The 15,003-nt window shown below is 73.6% G+C and carries 15 protein-coding genes; 3 read left to right on the forward strand and 12 right to left on the reverse strand.

Going from position 1 to position 15,003, the window contains the following annotated elements:
- Positions 1–12 precede the first annotated feature (12 nt).
- The 5 genes from cbiE to LPA54_RS08785 all read right to left on the reverse strand — a co-directional run bounded on the left by cbiE (position 13) and on the right by LPA54_RS08785 (position 4,793).
- Positions 13–1,215: a precorrin-6y C5,15-methyltransferase (decarboxylating) subunit CbiE gene (cbiE, locus tag LPA54_RS08765; RefSeq protein WP_228975467.1), complete on the reverse strand. Its 1,203-nt coding sequence runs from the start codon at positions 1,213–1,215 to the stop codon at positions 13–15.
- A gap of 85 nt (positions 1,216–1,300) precedes the next feature.
- The gene (locus tag LPA54_RS08770) at positions 1,301–1,936 is read right to left on the reverse strand and encodes a GNAT family N-acetyltransferase (RefSeq protein WP_228975468.1); all 636 of its coding nucleotides are present in this window, start codon (positions 1,934–1,936) and stop codon (positions 1,301–1,303) included.
- A 142-nt stretch (positions 1,937–2,078) separates the two neighbouring features.
- On the reverse strand, positions 2,079–2,927 hold the full coding sequence (locus LPA54_RS08775; protein WP_228975471.1) for a MetQ/NlpA family ABC transporter substrate-binding protein: 849 nt from the start codon (positions 2,925–2,927) through the stop codon (positions 2,079–2,081).
- 127 nt (positions 2,928–3,054) lie between these two features.
- Positions 3,055–3,726 carry a methionine ABC transporter permease gene (locus LPA54_RS08780; protein WP_228975473.1) on the reverse strand — a complete coding sequence of 224 codons (672 nt, stop codon included), beginning with the start codon at positions 3,724–3,726 and terminating at the stop codon, positions 3,055–3,057.
- Positions 3,723–4,793: a methionine ABC transporter ATP-binding protein gene (locus tag LPA54_RS08785; RefSeq protein WP_228975474.1), complete on the reverse strand. Its 1,071-nt coding sequence runs from the start codon at positions 4,791–4,793 to the stop codon at positions 3,723–3,725. Before LPA54_RS08785 ends, LPA54_RS08780 begins: the two co-directional genes overlap by 4 nt.
- Before the next feature lie 567 nt (positions 4,794–5,360).
- On the opposite strand from LPA54_RS08785, the gene LPA54_RS08790 reads away from it, so the two are divergent.
- Positions 5,361–5,723, forward strand: a complete 363-nt coding sequence (locus LPA54_RS08790; RefSeq protein ID WP_058942929.1) for a hypothetical protein — start codon at positions 5,361–5,363, stop codon at positions 5,721–5,723.
- 1 nt (position 5,724) lies between these two features.
- Complete coding sequence (locus LPA54_RS08795) at positions 5,725–6,132, forward strand: hypothetical protein (protein WP_228975476.1); 408 nt, start codon at positions 5,725–5,727, stop codon at positions 6,130–6,132.
- Positions 6,133–6,295: 163 nt separating this feature from the next.
- Here the strand turns inward: LPA54_RS08795 and LPA54_RS08800 are convergent, their stop codons facing one another.
- From LPA54_RS08800 to LPA54_RS08810, 3 genes are all read right to left on the reverse strand, one after another.
- Complete coding sequence (locus LPA54_RS08800) at positions 6,296–6,778, reverse strand: GNAT family N-acetyltransferase (RefSeq protein ID WP_228975479.1); 483 nt, start codon at positions 6,776–6,778, stop codon at positions 6,296–6,298.
- A 39-nt stretch (positions 6,779–6,817) separates the two neighbouring features.
- The gene (locus LPA54_RS08805) at positions 6,818–7,384 is read right to left on the reverse strand and encodes a sigma-70 family RNA polymerase sigma factor (protein WP_228975481.1); all 567 of its coding nucleotides are present in this window, start codon (positions 7,382–7,384) and stop codon (positions 6,818–6,820) included.
- Between the two features lie 334 nt (positions 7,385–7,718).
- Positions 7,719–8,894: a glycerophosphodiester phosphodiesterase gene (locus tag LPA54_RS08810; protein WP_228975482.1), complete on the reverse strand. Its 1,176-nt coding sequence runs from the start codon at positions 8,892–8,894 to the stop codon at positions 7,719–7,721.
- A 297-nt stretch (positions 8,895–9,191) separates the two neighbouring features.
- Between LPA54_RS08810 and LPA54_RS08815 the strand changes: the two genes are divergently transcribed.
- Positions 9,192–9,812 (forward strand): 1-acyl-sn-glycerol-3-phosphate acyltransferase, encoded by a 621-nt coding sequence (locus LPA54_RS08815; protein ID WP_228975609.1) that lies wholly within the window; start codon positions 9,192–9,194, stop codon positions 9,810–9,812.
- Positions 9,813–10,005: 193 nt separating this feature from the next.
- Here the strand turns inward: LPA54_RS08815 and LPA54_RS08820 are convergent, their stop codons facing one another.
- The 4 genes from LPA54_RS08820 to LPA54_RS08835 form a co-directional block, all read right to left on the reverse strand.
- Positions 10,006–11,550 carry an MFS transporter gene (locus LPA54_RS08820; protein WP_228975484.1) on the reverse strand — a complete coding sequence of 515 codons (1,545 nt, stop codon included), beginning with the start codon at positions 11,548–11,550 and terminating at the stop codon, positions 10,006–10,008.
- Positions 11,547–12,098 (reverse strand): TetR/AcrR family transcriptional regulator, encoded by a 552-nt coding sequence (locus tag LPA54_RS08825; protein WP_228975485.1) that lies wholly within the window; start codon positions 12,096–12,098, stop codon positions 11,547–11,549. The genes LPA54_RS08820 and LPA54_RS08825 overlap by 4 nt, the downstream gene beginning before the upstream one ends.
- 155 nt (positions 12,099–12,253) lie before the next feature.
- On the reverse strand, positions 12,254–13,681 hold the full coding sequence (gene argH, locus LPA54_RS08830) for an argininosuccinate lyase (RefSeq protein ID WP_228975487.1): 1,428 nt from the start codon (positions 13,679–13,681) through the stop codon (positions 12,254–12,256).
- A gap of 104 nt (positions 13,682–13,785) precedes the next feature.
- On the reverse strand, positions 13,786–14,979 hold the full coding sequence (locus tag LPA54_RS08835) for an argininosuccinate synthase (protein ID WP_228975490.1): 1,194 nt from the start codon (positions 14,977–14,979) through the stop codon (positions 13,786–13,788).
- Between the last annotated feature and the right edge of the window lie 24 nt (positions 14,980–15,003).

The following is a 15,003-nucleotide window of genomic DNA, read 5'->3' on the forward strand; positions in this document are numbered from 1 at the left end:
GTAGCGGGGAGATCACGGGGCGGGTCTGCGGCCGGCGACGAGGAAGGCCGTGGACCTGGCGCGTTCCGCCCAGGTGGCGGGGTCGAGGTCGACGGACTGGAGCAGGACGCACTCGACGGCGTACCCGCCGGCGGCCAGGGCCGCAGCGGCGGCCTCGGCGGCGTCGCGGGTGCCGGCGTGCGTGACGATGCGCTCCGGGCGGCGGTCGGCGCAGGCGGCGACGACGTCCGCTCCCCCGCCGCCGACGCGGACGACGTCCGGCTCCGGCAGGCGCTCCAGTACATAGGGGGCGCGGCCGGCGACGACCTGGAGCTGGACGCCGGAGCGGCGGGCGGCGGCCTCCGCCCGGGCACAGGCGGCCGGGTCGGCGTCGACGGCGATGACGGCGGCGCCGAACCTGGCGGCCTCGGCGGCGAACGCGCCGGATCCGGTGCCGATGTCCCACACGAGGTCGCCGACGCGCGGGCCGAGCCGGGCGAGCTGGGCGGCGCGCAGTTCGGGGGTGCGGCCGGCGGTGGGGGCGGTGTCGTCCTCGTACTCCTGCGGGGGCAGGCCCCAGCCGCGGACCGGGCCCGGGTCGGGACCCATGAGCCAGCCGCCGCCGGTGGGGGCGGAGCCGCCGATGGAGATGACGACGTTCGGGTCGCGCCAGGTGTGGTCGGCCGCCTTGTCGGAGGTGAGGACGGTGACCTGTTCGCGTTCGGTGCCGAGGGCCTCGCAGATGACGAAGGTCCGGTGCACCCCTTCGAGGAGCAGGGCGAGTTCGGCGGGGCCGGCGCCCGGGGAGGTCAGGACGGCGACCTTGGGGTGGGCGCGGCAGACGTTGACGGCGCGGCGCAGCGTCCGGGTGTGGGCGACGACGACGCGGGCGTCGTCCCAGGGCATGCCGGCGCGGGCGAACGCGGCGGCGACCGAGGAGACGGCGGGCACGACCTCGACCTCCAGGCCGTGCTCGGGGGCGCGCAGGGTGCGTACGACGCCGAAGAAGCCGGGATCGCCGTCGGCGAGGACGACGGCGGTGCCGCGGTGGCCGGCGATGCGGCGGGCGGCGAGGTCGACGCTGCCGAGGCGGATGCGCTCGGCCCGGGCGGGGACCTCGGGGAGCGCGAGGTGGTGGGCGGCGCCGGCGACGAGGGTGGCGGCCGAGAGGGCGCCCCGCGCGGCCTCGGTGAGGGGCGAGCCGTCCCATCCGATCACCGTGACCCGGTCGGCCATCTTCGTCTGTCTCCTGGGGTGTCGATGCAGGCAGGGGCCGGGGCGAGCGTACCGGTTCGCGGGGCGCGGCAGGGGGCCGGCGCGGTCAGTCCCAGTCGGTGTAGGAGGGGTACCGCGCGTCGCTGTAGCGGCCGTTGCCGCCTTCGAGGTCCTCGGGGAGGAGGCTCCAGACGATGAGGTCGGTCCTGATGTCGGTCCATCCGCCGTCCTCCGTCTGGGCGCGGGCTATCCAGGCGTTGCGCAGGACGCCCTCGCTGATGCAGCCGATCTTCTGGGCGACCTGCTGGGCGGCGCTGTTGCCGGCGGCGGTGCGCATCTCCAGGCGCTCGAAGCGCTGTTCGCTGAAGAGCCACCGGGCGACGGCGAGGACCGACTCGGTGGCGTACCCCTCGCCGCGGGCCCAGGGCGCGGTGACGTAGGCGATCTCCGCCGAGCGGACGGTCCAGTCGGTCCGGCCGAGGCGGACGGTCCCGACGAGGCGCTGGGTGAGGAACTCGGTGACGGCGAGGACGAGTCCGCGGCCCGCCGTGCGCTGGGCGGGGGCGGCCCTGCGCACCCACTGCCGGGCGTGGGCGGTGGTGTAGGGGTGCGGGGCGTCGGTCCAGGCGACGACGAGTTCGTCGTTCATCATCTCGACGTGCGCGGGCACGTCCGACTCGTCGTAGGGGCGCAGCACCAACCGTTCCGTGCTGATGGAGACGTCCGGAAAGGTGAGGGTCATGCGCAACTCCATGCCGATGGCCGGGGACTGGGGGTGAGGGCCGTGAACGGACAGCATGCAGCATGAACGGGTCGGTGTGCAGGGCGGGACGGGAAGGGCCCCGCGCACCGGGTGGTGCGCGGGGCCCCGTCCGGTGCCGCTGTCACCCGGCGGCGCCGAAGGCGGGGGTCACCGAGCCCTTGTAGGTGTCCTCGATGTACTTCCTGACCTCGGGCGAGTTGAGGAGCCCGGCGAGCTTGCGCACGCGCGGGTCGTCCTCGTTGCCCTTCTTCACGGCGAGGAAGTTGGCGTACGGGTTGCCCTCGGACTTCTCCAGGGCGAGGGCGTCCTTCGCGGGGGTGAGCTTGGCCTCGATGGCGTAGTTGCCGTTGATGACCGCCGCGTCGACGTCGCTCAGGGCGCGGGGGACCGTGGCGGCCTCCAGCTCCTTGAACTCCAGGCCCTTCCTGTCGGTGATGTCGGAGAGCTTGGCGTCGGCGCCGACACCGGCCTTGAGGGCGATCACGCCGTTGTCGGCGAGCAGCTTGAGGGCGCGGCCCTCGTTGGTGGTGTCGTTGGGGACGGCAACGGTCTGGCCCGGCTTGAGGTCCTTGAGGGACTTCACCTTCTGCGAGTACAGGCCGAGCGGCTCCAGGTGGACGTCGACGACGGGGACGATGGTGGTCCCCTGCTTCTTGTTGAAGTCGTCCAGGTAGGGCTTGTGCTGGAAGTAGTTGGCGTCGACCTGGCCGTCCTGGGTGGCGGTGTTCGGCAGGACGTAGTCGGTGAACTCCTTGACCTCCAGCTTGAGGCCGGCCTTCTGCGCGAGGTTGTCCTTCACGTACGTGAGGATGTCGGCGTGCGGCGTGGGGGACGCGGCGACGACGAGCGGCGCGGAGGCGTCGCCGGCGCCGGCGGAGGCCGGGTCGGAGGCGGTGCCGCAGGCGGTGAGGCCGAGGGTGAGGGCGGTGATGCCGCCGAACGCGGCGATGGTCTTGACGGTGTTACGCACGAAGAGTGCCTCTTTCTGGTGGTGCGGACGAGGCCCGGACAAGGAGTGCGGGCCCTTTCTTCCGCGGCGGGCGGCGTCCGCCGCACGGGGCGGGGCGCCGGCCGCGGGAAGCCGGTGGTGCGCCGGGTCAGGACGCGGTGCGGCCGCGGCGGGCGAGGAGCCGGACGACGGCGTCGCCGACCAGCTGGACCGCGGAGACGACCACGATCAGGATCACGACGGTGACCAGCATGAACGCGGTGTCGAAGCGCTGGTAGCCGTAGGTGATGGCCTTGGAGCCGAGGCCTTCGCCCCCGACCGCGCCGGCCATGGCGGAGTAGCCGATGAGGACGATGACGGTGGTGGTGACGGCCGAGACCAGGGACGGCAGGGCCTGCGGCAGCAGCACCTTGCGGACGATGGTCGGGACGGAGCCGCCCATGGACTGCACCGCCTCGACCAGCCCGTGGTCGACCTCGCGGACGGCGGTCTCGACGAGCCGGGCGAAGAAGGGGACGGCGCCGATGGCCAGCGGCACGATCATCGCGGTGGGGCCGATGAAGGTGCCGACGACGAGCTTGGTGAACGGGATCAGCGCGATCAGCAGGATGATGAACGGCAGCGAGCGGCCGATGTTCACGACGGCGCCGACGACCTTGTTGACGGGGGTGTTGCGCAGCAGTCCGCCCTTGTCGGTGAGGACGAGGAGGAGGCCGAGGGGCAGTCCGCCGAGTACGGAGACGACCGTGGCCCACAGGACCATGTAGAGGGTGTCGATGGTGCCCTGGGTGAGCAGGGGCTGCATCTCGGACCAGGTCACTTCGCGACCTCCTCGGCGGCCGGGCGGGCGGTGGCATCGGTGCCGGCCCGCGGGGCGGGGGGCGCGTCCTCGACCACGTCGACCTGGAGGCCCTGTTCGCGCAGGAAGCCGACGGGGACGACGTTCTCGTCGTAGCGCCCGGGGAGCTCGATGCGCATGCGGCCGATCTGCCGGCCGCCGACGGTGTCCATGGCGGCGCCGAGGATCGATATGTCGATGTTGTAGGTGCGGGCGAGCTGGGAGACGACCGGCTGGGTCGCGGCCTCGCCGTGGAAGGTCACGTCGACGACGGTGCGGTCCGGGCCGGTGGCGTGGCCGCTGACCGGGAAGAGTTCGGCGGCCAGTTCGGAGCCGGGGGTGGCGAGGAGTTCGGCGACGGTGCCGGACTCGACGACCCGGCCCCTCTTCATGAGCGCGGCGGAGTCGCAGACGGTCTTCACGACGTCCATCTCGTGGGTGATCAGCAGGACGGTCAGGCCCAGCTGCCGGTTGAGGTCGCGCAGCAGCTGGAGGATGGAGCGGGTGGTCTCGGGGTCGAGGGCGCTGGTGGCCTCGTCGGAGAGCAGCACCCTGGGGTTGCCGGCGAGGGCGCGGGCGATGCCGACCCGCTGCTTCTGGCCGCCGGAGAGCTGGCCGGGGTACGCCTTGGCCTTGTCGGCGAGGCCGACGAGGTCGAGCAGTTCGAGGGCGCGGCGGGAGCGCTCGGCGCCGGAGGCGCCGAGGATCTCCAGCGGCAGCTCGACGTTGTCCTGGACGGTGCGCGAGGACAGCAGGTTGAAGTGCTGGAAGACCATGCCGATGCGGCTGCGCGCGCGGCGCAGGTCCTTGCCGGCGCGCCGGCCGCGGCCCGCGAGGGCGGTGAGGTCGGTGCCGTCCACCGTCACGGTGCCGGAGGTGGGGCGTTCGAGGAGGTTGACGCAGCGGATGAGCGAGGACTTGCCGGCGCCGCTCTGTCCGATCACGCCGAACACCTCGCCCTCGCGGACGTGCAGGTCGACGCCGTCCAGAGCGGTGACCTGGCGGCCTCGCGACTCGTAGACCTTGGTCAGGCCCTTGGTGGTGATCACAGGGGTTTTCCGTCACTGTCGAGTGCACGGCGGGGTCGGCCGGGCACGGGGCATTCGTCGGTCCGACGGGCGGCGGGGGCGCGCGGTGACTCGCGGTCGGGTGCGCGGGGCGGGCGCGGCCCGGCGTGACGACTGCACGCGGACGCGGCCGGCTGCTCGCCGTCGGGTCTCTCGCTTCGGGGCGCGAGGCTCGGTCGGGGGCCCTCTAGAAGGCGCACATTCGACACGTACGACGAGCACCGGGCGCGGTGATCGCCTCGGTCGCAGGGATGCGGATGCTCGTCGTGGTCATGGCGCCAGTAAACCAGACCCCCTCGCGCGCCGATCCGCGCTGTCCGCATAGCGGACGACGGTGGTGCGGCATGTGGACGCCCCGGGCGGTGCCGAAGGCCCCGGCTCCGCCCGCCGATCCCCCTCCTGCCTGCGCCGACGCACCCGGCGCCGCGCGGCTCCCCGTGCGGCGCCCCGGGCGGAGAGGGGGCGGGGGGCCGGGTGGGCTGTGGTCAAGACCACGTGGTGGGCGGGGGCGGCCGCAGCCGGGTCTTTCGTCCGTAATAGTCTCGCCCCATGCTCAACGCCCTGACGCTCACCGTGTCCCTGGCCGCGCTGGCCCTCGCCGCATGGTGCGGCGCGGCCGCGTACCGGGACCAGCCGACGAAGGACTGGCACTTCATCGGCATGGCCGTGGTCACCGTGCTGGCGCTCGCGCAGCTCGTCGTGGGCGTGGTGCGGCTGGCCCAGGGCGGCCGGGCCGAGGAGGGCACGGCGATCTTCGTGGCGTATCTGCTGGGGGCGTTCTTCGCGGTGCCGGCGGCCGGCTTCATGTCGCTGGTCGAGCGGAGCCGGTGGGGGTCGGCGACCGTCGCCGCCGGTGCCGTGGTCCTGGCCGTGCTGGAGGTACGCCTCCACGACATCTGGTGGGAGGGCTGAGATGACGGCCGAGCGGCTGGTCAAGGGACCCGGCATGCTGCTGGTGTGGCTGTACGGGGTGATGTCGGTCGGCGCGGTGTCGCGATCCGCGTACCAGATCGCCACCGAGTTCGACCGGGCGCCGCTGGCGTACGCGCTGTCGGCGGTGGCGGCCGTCGTCTACGTCTTCATCACCTACACGCTGGTGCGCGGCGGTGAGACCGCCCGGCGGGCGGCCCTCGCGTGCTGCGGCGCCGAGCTGGTGGGCGTGCTCACGGTCGGCACGTGGACGCTGGTGGACCCGGCGGCGTTCCCCGACAGCACCGTCTGGTCGGAGTTCGGCTACGGCTACGTCTTCATCCCGGTCCTGCTCCCGGTGACCGGGATCATGTGGCTGCGCCGCGCCCGCCGGGTCGCCCCGGCCGGCTGAGCCCCGGACCGCCGGCGCCCGGCACGCGGCTGACGGACGCCGACTGAACGCTGACGGACCCTGACGCCCCCGTCCGGAGCCGAGGCCCGACCCCGGACGGCTCCGTCAGGGTCCGCCGGGGTGCGTCAGGGTCCGCCGAGTGCGTCGGGGTCCGTCGGGTGCGTCAGGCGGCCTTCTCCAGGGTGAGCAGCGTGCGGCCGGGGGCGACCCGCTCGACGGCGACCGTCTCGTACCCCCTGCCGCGGTAGAGGCGCAGGTTGCCGTCGCCGCGGTGGCCGGTGAGGAGCCGGAACCGCTTGGGGGCGCTGTCACCGCCCGTCGCGAAGTGCTCCTCGATCGCGTCGAGGAGCCGGCCGCCCAGGCCGTGGCGGCGCAGCCGGGGGTGGACGATGAGCCGGGTGATGCGGACGGTGCCGGTCTCGTCGGCCTCGCCGCGCACCGAGGCGACGATCTCGTCGCCGAGTCGGGCGACGAGCGCGTGGCCGCGGGACAGCTCGGCCCGCAGGTCCTCCAGCGGCTGGGTGAGCGGCTCGATGGTGTAGTCGCCGCACAGCTCGGCCTCGCCCTGGTAGCACAGGTACTGAAGCTTGAGGATGTGCTCGGCGTCCTGCGCGCTTGCCGCTGAGATGGTCACGCTCATGCCCATGTGTGCATGCCTCCGGCTCACCTGATACGCCCTGTCGGTCTACCGCACCCTTCCCCGATGGTCGGGAACGGCAACCTCTGCCGCCAGCATTCTGCGCAGGCATCCCAGGCAACGGGAACGCATCGGTCCCAAGCTGCCCTGTGAGATACCCAACTTCCCTGCGATTTCACGGTACGTGGGGTCGCTCGGCGACAACATCGCAGACAGCAGCCTCTGGCAGCGGGCGGGGGCGCGGCGTACGGCGGAGCGCAGTGCGCGGCGGCGCTCGGCGTCCAGCGCGGCGCGCTCGGGCCCGGAGCCCGCCGCGCCCGCCGGGCCGCACCGGGCGTCGGGCTCCCGTCCGTAGGGAAGCTCCCGTACGGCGGCCCGGCGGGCACGGCGCGCTTCGGCCCGGACGGCGCCGCGCAGCCAGCGGGCGGGGTCCTCGGGGGCGCCGGGCCCGTGCAGGCGCTCCAGCAGCCGCAGCCAGACGGCCTGCTGGATGTCGTGGGACTCGACGCCCGCCGCGGCGGCCTCGGCGTCGGACTCGGCGGCGAGGAGCCGGGTGAGGGAGCCGACGAGGTCGGGCGCGGCCGGCGGGTGGGCTGCAGGTTCACGGGGCGTCATGCCGGGCAGGACACGCGGCGGCACCGCGGTGGTTGCCGGCAGGGCCGCGAATCGCCCGATGGTGCGGCGGCGGAGGCGTACGGGTGACGCGGCCGGCGGCCCCGCCGCACCCCGGCGTCCGGTACGCGGCCGCCCCCGCGGGGCGCGTGGCCCGCGGGGGCGGCCGCCGGCGGGCGGGACGTACCGGCTGGGCGGACGGGCCCGGTGCGGTCAGCGGGCCCGGTGCGGTCAGGGCGCGGTGCGGTCAGGGCGCGTGCGGTCAGGGCGCGGTCAGCGGGCCGGACGCGGTCGGGTCCGATGCGGCCGGGCCCCGATGCGGCCGGGCCTGACGCGGTCAGCGGGCCCGGTGGTCGGCGGCGGCGAGCAGGCCGGTGTCGGGCTGGTCGGTGAAGATGCCGTCGATGCCGGTGGCGAAGTACGCCCGGTACGCCCCGAAGACGTCGCCGTACGCCGCCGGGTCGGTGCCGCGCCGGAAGTCGGCGGGCAGGAAGGTGTTCTCGTTGCGCACCGTGTAGGGGTGCAGGACCAGGCCGCGGGCGTGGGCGTCGCGCACGAGGGTGGTGGGCTCGCCGAGCCGGCCGTCGGGGCCCTTGGGTATGACGAGGTCCAGCAGCGGGCCGATGCCCTGCGCGAACGTGGCGATCCAGGCCAGGCCGCGCGGGGTGACGAGGTCGGCGACGGTCCGCGGGTCCCCCGTCTGCACGAAGTCCCAGGGCCGGTCATCGGGCGTCCACAGCAGGACGACGCGCGGCGTGCCGACGAGCCCGGCCATGCGCCGCATGCTGGTCGGCTCGAACGACTGGAGGAAGGTGGGCGAGTCGGCGCGGTGCCGGCCGTAGCGGCGCAGCAGCCGCGCGAGGCGCTCCTCCAGGCCGAGTCCGAGGCCGCGGAAGTACGTGGGGTGCTTGGTCTCGACGTGCAGCCAGACGGGCCGCCCGCGCTTGCGGCCCTCCGCCTCGGCCCAGCGGAGCACCTCCTCGAAGGTCGGTACGGTCCACCGGCCGTCGTAGAGCGTGTTGTCGGGGCGGGTGCCCGGGATGCGCTCCTTGGCGCGCAGCGTCTTCAGCTCGGCGAGGGTGAAGTCCTCGGTGAACCAGCCGGTGAGCGCCTGGCCGTCGACGGTCTTCGTGGTGCGCCGGGAGGCGAACTCGGGGTGGTCGGCGACGTCGGTGGTGCCGGTGATGTCGTTCTCGTGCCGGCACACCAGGTGGCCGTCGCGGGTGGGCACGAGGTCCTGCTCGATCACGTCGGCGCCCATGTCGAGGGCCAGCTGGTAGGAGCCGAGGGTGTGCTCGGGCCGGTAGCCGCTGGCGCCGCGGTGGGCGATGACCGCGGGGACGGGCAGCCCGGGGCGGGACGGGCGCCGCCCCGCCTCACCGCCGCGGCCGGCGGGCGCCGCCGCCGAGGCCGCGCCCGCGCCCGCGGCCGTCGCGGCGGCCGCGCCGGTCAGCGCCGCGGCCGCTCCCAGTACGGTCCGGCGGGCGGGACTCCTGCGCGCACCCTGAGTCATGAAGGCTCCTCCACTGAACGTCTCTTCGATTTCACCCTGTCGGGCGCGGCCGATCGTAGGCGGCTGCCCGGTCCTGGTGGGAGACCTCGGACGAACACGGGGAAAACGTCGGTCAACACCGGGTACCGGTCCGGTCAACCCGGCGTGCGGAGGGACGTGACTCACGAGTATCGTCCTCACCTGCACGGACCGCGTCGGCCGGCCGGCCCGCGCCCACCACGACCGCTCACGACACCGGAGGACTCGTTGTCCCGCTTCGCGCTCATCAAGGCAGTGCTCGGCCCGGTCCTGCGGCTGATGTTCCGGCCGCGGGTGGAGGGCGTCGACCGCATCCCGGGGTCGGGGCCGGTCATCCTGGCGGGCAACCACCTGACCTTCATCGACTCGATGATCCTGCCGCTGGTCGTGGACCGCCAGGTGTGCTTCATCGGCAAGGACGAGTACGTCACCGGCAAGGGCTTCAAGGGCCGGCTGATGGCGTGGTTCTTCACGGGCGTCGGCATGATCCCGGTGGACCGGGAGGGTGCGGGCGCCGCCGTGGCCGCGCTGCACACCGGGCGCCGGGTGCTGGAGGAGGGCCGGATCTTCGGCATCTACCCGGAGGGCACCCGCTCCCCCGACGGGCGGCTGTACCGGGGGCGTACCGGCATCGCGCGGCTGACGCTGATGACCGGCGCGCCGGTCGTCCCGTTCGCGCTGATCGGCACGGACAAGCTCCAGCCGGGCGGCGCGGGGCTGCCCCGGCCGGGCCGGGTGACGGTGCGCTTCGGCGAGCCGATGGAGTTCTCCCGCTACGAGGGCATGGACCGCGACCGGTACGTGCTGCGGGCGGTGACGGACTCGGTGATGGCGGAGGTCATGCGCCTGTCGGGGCAGGAGTACGTCGACATGTACGCCACCAAGGCGAAGGCCGCCTGACCGCCCGTCCGCTGACGGGCGGTCGCCCGCCGGGGGCGGCGCCTCCGACAGCCGGCCGGTACGCCGAGGGCCGCACCCCACACGGGGTGCGGCCCTCGGCCGTGTCCGGCGGCGCCGACCGGGCCTCGGCGCCCGGCGCGGTGGCGCGGCCCGCCGCGCGGGCCGGTCGCCGCCGGCCGGCCCCCGGCGCCGGTCACGGGTGCTCGACGCCCTCCTCCAGGCGCTGGCCGCGCAGCAGGAACCAGGCGGCCACCGCCGTGGCGAGGAGGACGGCCGCGCCGAAGCCGGCCGCGAGGCGCAGGCCCTCGACGAAGGCGTGCTGGGCGGCGGTCACCAGCGCCTCGGCGGAACGTTCCGGCAGGGCCTTGGCCGCCTCGACCGCGCCGCCCAGGGACTCGTGCGCGGCGGCCGCCGTCCCGGCGGGTACGCCCGGGGGCGTGGCGAAGTCCCGGTAGACCCCGGTCACGACGGACCCCAGCAGGGCGATGCCGAGCGCGGCGCCCAGCTCGTAGGCCGTCTCCGACACGGCGGAAGCGGAGCCCGCCTGCTCCTTGGGGACGCTGGAGAGGATGACGTCGGCGGTCACCGTGAAGGCGAGGCCGGCGCCGACGCCCACGACCAGCAGGGAGACGCCCAGCACCGGGTAGCCGGTGGTGCGGTCGAGCACGGTCAGCGCGGCCAGGGCGAGGCCGACCGCGGCCAGGCCGCCGGCCACGACGGACCGTACCGAGAAGCGGCGCGCGGCGATGCCCGCGAGCAGTCCGGCGCAGACCGCGCCGAGCGCCGCCGGCAGCTCGGCCAGCCCGGCCTCCAGCGGGCTGCGGCCCTGCACCAGCTGGAGGAACTGGGAGAGGAAGAAGATCAGCCCGGAGAGCCCCAGGATGGTCAGCAGGTCGGCGAGGACCGCGCCGGAGAAGCCCCGGTGGCGGAAGAGCCGCATGTCGAGGAGGGGCGAGGGGAGCCGCAGCTGGCGGCGGACGAACCAGACCAGCGCGCCCACGCCGACCGCGGCGGCGGCGAACACGTCGGCGCGGGCGCCGTGCGCGGCCGCCTCCTTGATCGCGTAGACGACGCCGATCATGCCGACGAGGGAGGTGGCGACGCTGGGCAGGTCCCACGGTCCGGGCGCGGGGTTCTTCGACTCGGGGATGTACCTCAGGCCGACCACCACGAGCACCGCCATGACGGGCAGGTTGATGAGGAAGACCGACCCCCACCAGAAGTGCTCCAGCAGGAAGCCGCCCACGACCGGTCCGACGGCGGCGCCGGCGGAGGCCATCGCGCCCCAGATGCCGATGGCGAAGCTCCGCTCGCGGGGGTCGTGGAAGAGGTTGCGGATGAGGGCCAGCGTGGACGGCATGAGCGTGGCGCCCGCGACGCCGAGCAGTGCCCGTGCGGCGATCATCAGCTCGGGGGTGGTGGCGTAGGCGTTGAGCACGGAGACCGCGCCGAAGGCGGTGGCGCCGGTGAGGAGCAGCTTCTTGCGGCCGATGCGGTCGCCGAGGCTGCCCATGGAGACGAGGAGGCCGGCGATGACGAAGGAGTAGACGTCGCCGATCCACAGGAGCTGGGTGCCGGACGGCTTGAGGTCCTCGCTCAGGTACGGGGTGGCAAGGCCGAGGACGGTGGCGTCGACCGCCACCAGCAGTACGGCCAGGACGAGGACGGCGAGCGCCAGCCAGCGGCCCGGCCGCCGTGCGATGTCCGCTTCCGCGGTCCGCTGTTCGGTTCCGGTCACTTCTCCACGCTCCTGCGCGCTCCGCCGAGCAGCAACTCGACGATCATGTAGTGGAAGTCCTTGCCCGCGACGCGGCCGTCCTGGACGGCCCAGGCACAGGCCCCGACGAGGCCGTAGAGCGCCTCGGTCAGCCAGGCGGGCGTGAGGTCGATGCGGAACTCGCCGCTCTCCTGGCCGCGCCGGAAGAGGGCCGAGACGCGGGCGTCGAGACGGGCCCAGCCCTGGTTGACCTGGTCGCCCTCGAAGAGCTGGTTCTCGGTGACGAGGAACGACAGCAGGCCGGCGACCGGCTCCACGCCGGCGATCAGTCGCCGCAGGGCGTCCTCGGCGCGGTCCTCGTCGAGGCGGGCGGCGTCCAGGGCCGCCTCGAACTCCTGGATTCCGAGCGCCTCCAGCGCCCTGACCAGCGCGTCCCGCCCGGCGAAGTGCCGGTGCAGGGTCGCGCGGCCGATCCCGGCGGCGCGGGCGACCTCGTCCATGGTGGCGGTCGCCTTGCGGGAGAGGAGGGCGGCAGCGGTGCGCAGCACCTGCTCACGGTCGACTGTCATGAGACGAGCCTAACCCAAGTGAGACATCAATGTCTCATTCGGCATGTGCATGCCTCATTTTCCGTGCACCGCCGGATCCCCGCGCCGGAGTGGCGGCGGGCCGGCCCACAAAACACGGAAGGCCCCTCTCGGGGCCTTCCGGTCATGCGCGGGCGCTACTTCCTGGCGGTGGCCCAGGCGTGCTGGACGACCAGGTCCGCCTTGACCTCGGCGAGCTGCGCGGCGACGGCGGAGGGAGCCGTGCCGCCCCGGCCGCTGCGGGAGGCGAGGGCGCCGGGGACGTTCAGGACGGTCCGCACCTCGGGGGTCAGATGCTCGGAGATCTTGGCGAACTGCTCGTCCGTGAGCTGGTCCAGCTCGATGCCCAGCGCCTCGCACTCCTTCACGCACTCGCCCGCGACCTCGTGTGCGACACGGAACGGCACGCCCTGCCGGACGAGCCACTCGGCGATGTCCGTGGCGAGGGAGAAGCCGGCCGGCGCCAGCTCCTCCATGCGCTCGCGGTGGACGGTCAGCGTCGCCATCATCCCGGTGAAGGCCGGCAGCAGGACCTCCAGCTGGTCGCAGGAGTCGAAGACCGGCTCCTTGTCCTCCTGCAGGTCGCGGTTGTACGCGAGCGGCAGCGCCTTGAGCGTGGCCAGGAGCCCGGTCAGGTTGCCGATGAGGCGGCCCGACTTGCCGCGCGCCAGCTCGGCGATGTCCGGGTTCTTCTTCTGCGGCATGATCGAGGAGCCGGTGGAGAAGGCGTCGTGGAGGGTGACGAAGGAGAACTCCTTCGTGTTCCAGATGATGACCTCCTCCGCGATGCGCGAGAGGTTGACGCCGATCATCGCCGTGATGAACGCGAACTCGGCGACGAAGTCCCGCGACGCGGTGCCGTCGATCGAGTTGCCCGCGCTGCCGTTCTCGAAGCCGAGGTCCCGGGCGACGGCCTCCGGGTCGAGCCCGAGCGACGAGCCGGCGAGCGCGCCGGAGCCGTACGGGGAGACCGCCGTGCGCTTGTCCCACTGCCGCAGCCGCTCCGCGTCCCGCGAGAGGGACTGGACGTGCGCGAGGACGTGGTGGGCGAAGAGCACCGGCTGCGCGTGCTGGAGGTGCGTGCGCCCGGGCATCGCGACGTCCGGGTGCGCCTCGGCGAGGCCGACCAGCGCGTCCTGGAGGTCGGCGAGGAGGCCGCCGATGGTGCGGGCGTGGTCGCGCAGGTACATCCGGAAGAGGGTGGCGACCTGGTCGTTGCGGGACCGGCCGGCCCGCAGCTTGCCGCCGAGGTCGGGGCCGAGCCGCTCCAGCAGGCCCCGCTCCAGCGCGGTGTGGACGTCCTCGTCGGCGACGGTGCCGACGAAGGAGCCGTCCGCGACGTCCGCCTCCAGCCGGTCCAGGCCCGCCAGCATGCGGGTGAGCTCGTCGGCGGTCAGCAGCCCGGCCTGGTGCAGCACGCGCGCGTGGGCGCGCGACCCGGCGATGTCGTACGGCGCGAGGCGCCAGTCGAAGTGGACGGAGGCGGAGAGTTTCGCCAGCGCCTCGGCCGGGCCGTCGGCGAACCGGCCGCCCCAGAGCCGGACGTCACCGTTGTTGCTGCTCACTGCGGAAGCTCCTCGGGTCGGGAGGGATGGGCGGTGCGGATGCGCGTCCGCCTCCCTGCCGCGGCGGGGGCGGGGAGGCGGACGGGTTGTGGAACGAGCGGTGATCAGGCCAGGTCACGCTTGGCGGCGATCTTCGCCGACAGGCTGAAGATGTCGATGAAGCCCTGGGCCTTCGACTGGTCGAAGGTGTCGCCCGTGTCGTAGGTGGCGAGGTTGAAGTCGTACAGCGACTGCTCGGACCGCCGGCCCGTGACGACCGCGCGGCCGCCGTGCAGGGTCATCCGGATGTCGCCGGTGACGTGCTGGTTGGCCTCGTCGATGAAGCCGTCCAGGGCCCGCTTCAGCGGCGAGAACCACAGGCCGTCGTAGACCAGCTCGCTCCAGCGCTGCTCGACCTGCCGCTTGTACCGGGCGAGCTCCCGCTCGACCGTGACGTTCTCCAGCTCCTGGTGGGCGGTGATCAGCGCGATGGCGCCGGGCGCCTCGTAGACCTCGCGGGACTTGATGCCGACGAGCCGGTCCTCGACCATGTCGATCCGGCCGACGCCCTGGGCGCCCGCGCGCTCGTTGAGCTGCTGGATGGCCTGGAGGACGGTGACGGGCTTGCCGTCGATCGCGACCGGGACGCCCTCCTTGAAGGAGATGACGACCTCGTCGGCCTCGCGCGGCAGGGCCGGGTTGGAGGTGTAGTCGTAGATGTCCTCGATCGGCCCGTTCCAGATGTCCTCGAGGAAGCCGGTCTCGACGGCCCGGCCGAAGACGTTCTGGTCGATGGAGTACGGGGACTTCTTGCTGGTCGCGATGGGCAGCTCGGCCTTCTCCGCGAAGGCGATGGCCTTGTCCCGGGTCATCGCGTAGTCGCGGACCGGGGCGATGCACTTCAGCTCCGGGCCGAGGGCGGCGATGCCGGCCTCGAAGCGGACCTGGTCGTTGCCCTTGCCGGTGCAGCCGTGGGCGACGACCGAGGCGCCGTGCTTCTTGGCAGCGGCGACGAGGTGCTTGACGATCGTCGGCCGGGAGAGCGCCGAGACGAGCGGGTAGCGGTCCATGTACAGGGCGTTCGCCTTGATCGCGGGGAGGCAGTACTGCTCGGCGAACTCGTCCCTGGCGTCCGCGACCTCGGCCTCCACGGCACCGCAGGCGAGCGCGCGCTTGCGGATGACGTCCAGGTCCTCGCCGCCCTGGCCGACGTCCACGGCGACGGCGATGACCTCGGCGCCCGTCTCCTCGGCGATCCAGCCGATGGCGACGGAGGTGTCCAGGCCGCCCGAGTAGGCGAGTACGACGCGCTCGGTCACGGGTTTCTCCTTAGCGGTGCATCC

It is taken from the genome of Streptomyces sp. DH12 (assembly GCF_020873895.1).
GTDB lineage: Bacteria > Actinomycetota > Actinomycetes > Streptomycetales > Streptomycetaceae > Streptomyces.

Excerpts from the sequence above, each read along its gene's own strand:
- cbiE (WP_228975467.1), bottom strand. The coding sequence starts at position 1,215 with ATGGCCGACCGGGTCACGGTGATCGGATGGGACGGCTCGCCCCTCACC.
- LPA54_RS08770 (WP_228975468.1), bottom strand. The coding sequence starts at position 1,936 with ATGACCCTCACCTTTCCGGACGTCTCCATCAGCACGGAACGGTTGGTG.
- LPA54_RS08790 (WP_058942929.1), top strand. The coding sequence starts at position 5,361 with ATGCTCAACGCCCTGACGCTCACCGTGTCCCTGGCCGCGCTGGCCCTC.
- LPA54_RS08795 (WP_228975476.1), top strand. The coding sequence starts at position 5,725 with ATGACGGCCGAGCGGCTGGTCAAGGGACCCGGCATGCTGCTGGTGTGG.
- LPA54_RS08800 (WP_228975479.1), bottom strand. The coding sequence starts at position 6,778 with ATGGGCATGAGCGTGACCATCTCAGCGGCAAGCGCGCAGGACGCCGAG.
- LPA54_RS08805 (WP_228975481.1), bottom strand. The coding sequence starts at position 7,384 with ATGACGCCCCGTGAACCTGCAGCCCACCCGCCGGCCGCGCCCGACCTC.
- LPA54_RS08810 (WP_228975482.1), bottom strand. The coding sequence starts at position 8,894 with ATGACTCAGGGTGCGCGCAGGAGTCCCGCCCGCCGGACCGTACTGGGA.
- LPA54_RS08815 (WP_228975609.1), top strand. The coding sequence starts at position 9,192 with ATGTTCCGGCCGCGGGTGGAGGGCGTCGACCGCATCCCGGGGTCGGGG.
- LPA54_RS08825 (WP_228975485.1), bottom strand. The coding sequence starts at position 12,098 with ATGACAGTCGACCGTGAGCAGGTGCTGCGCACCGCTGCCGCCCTCCTC.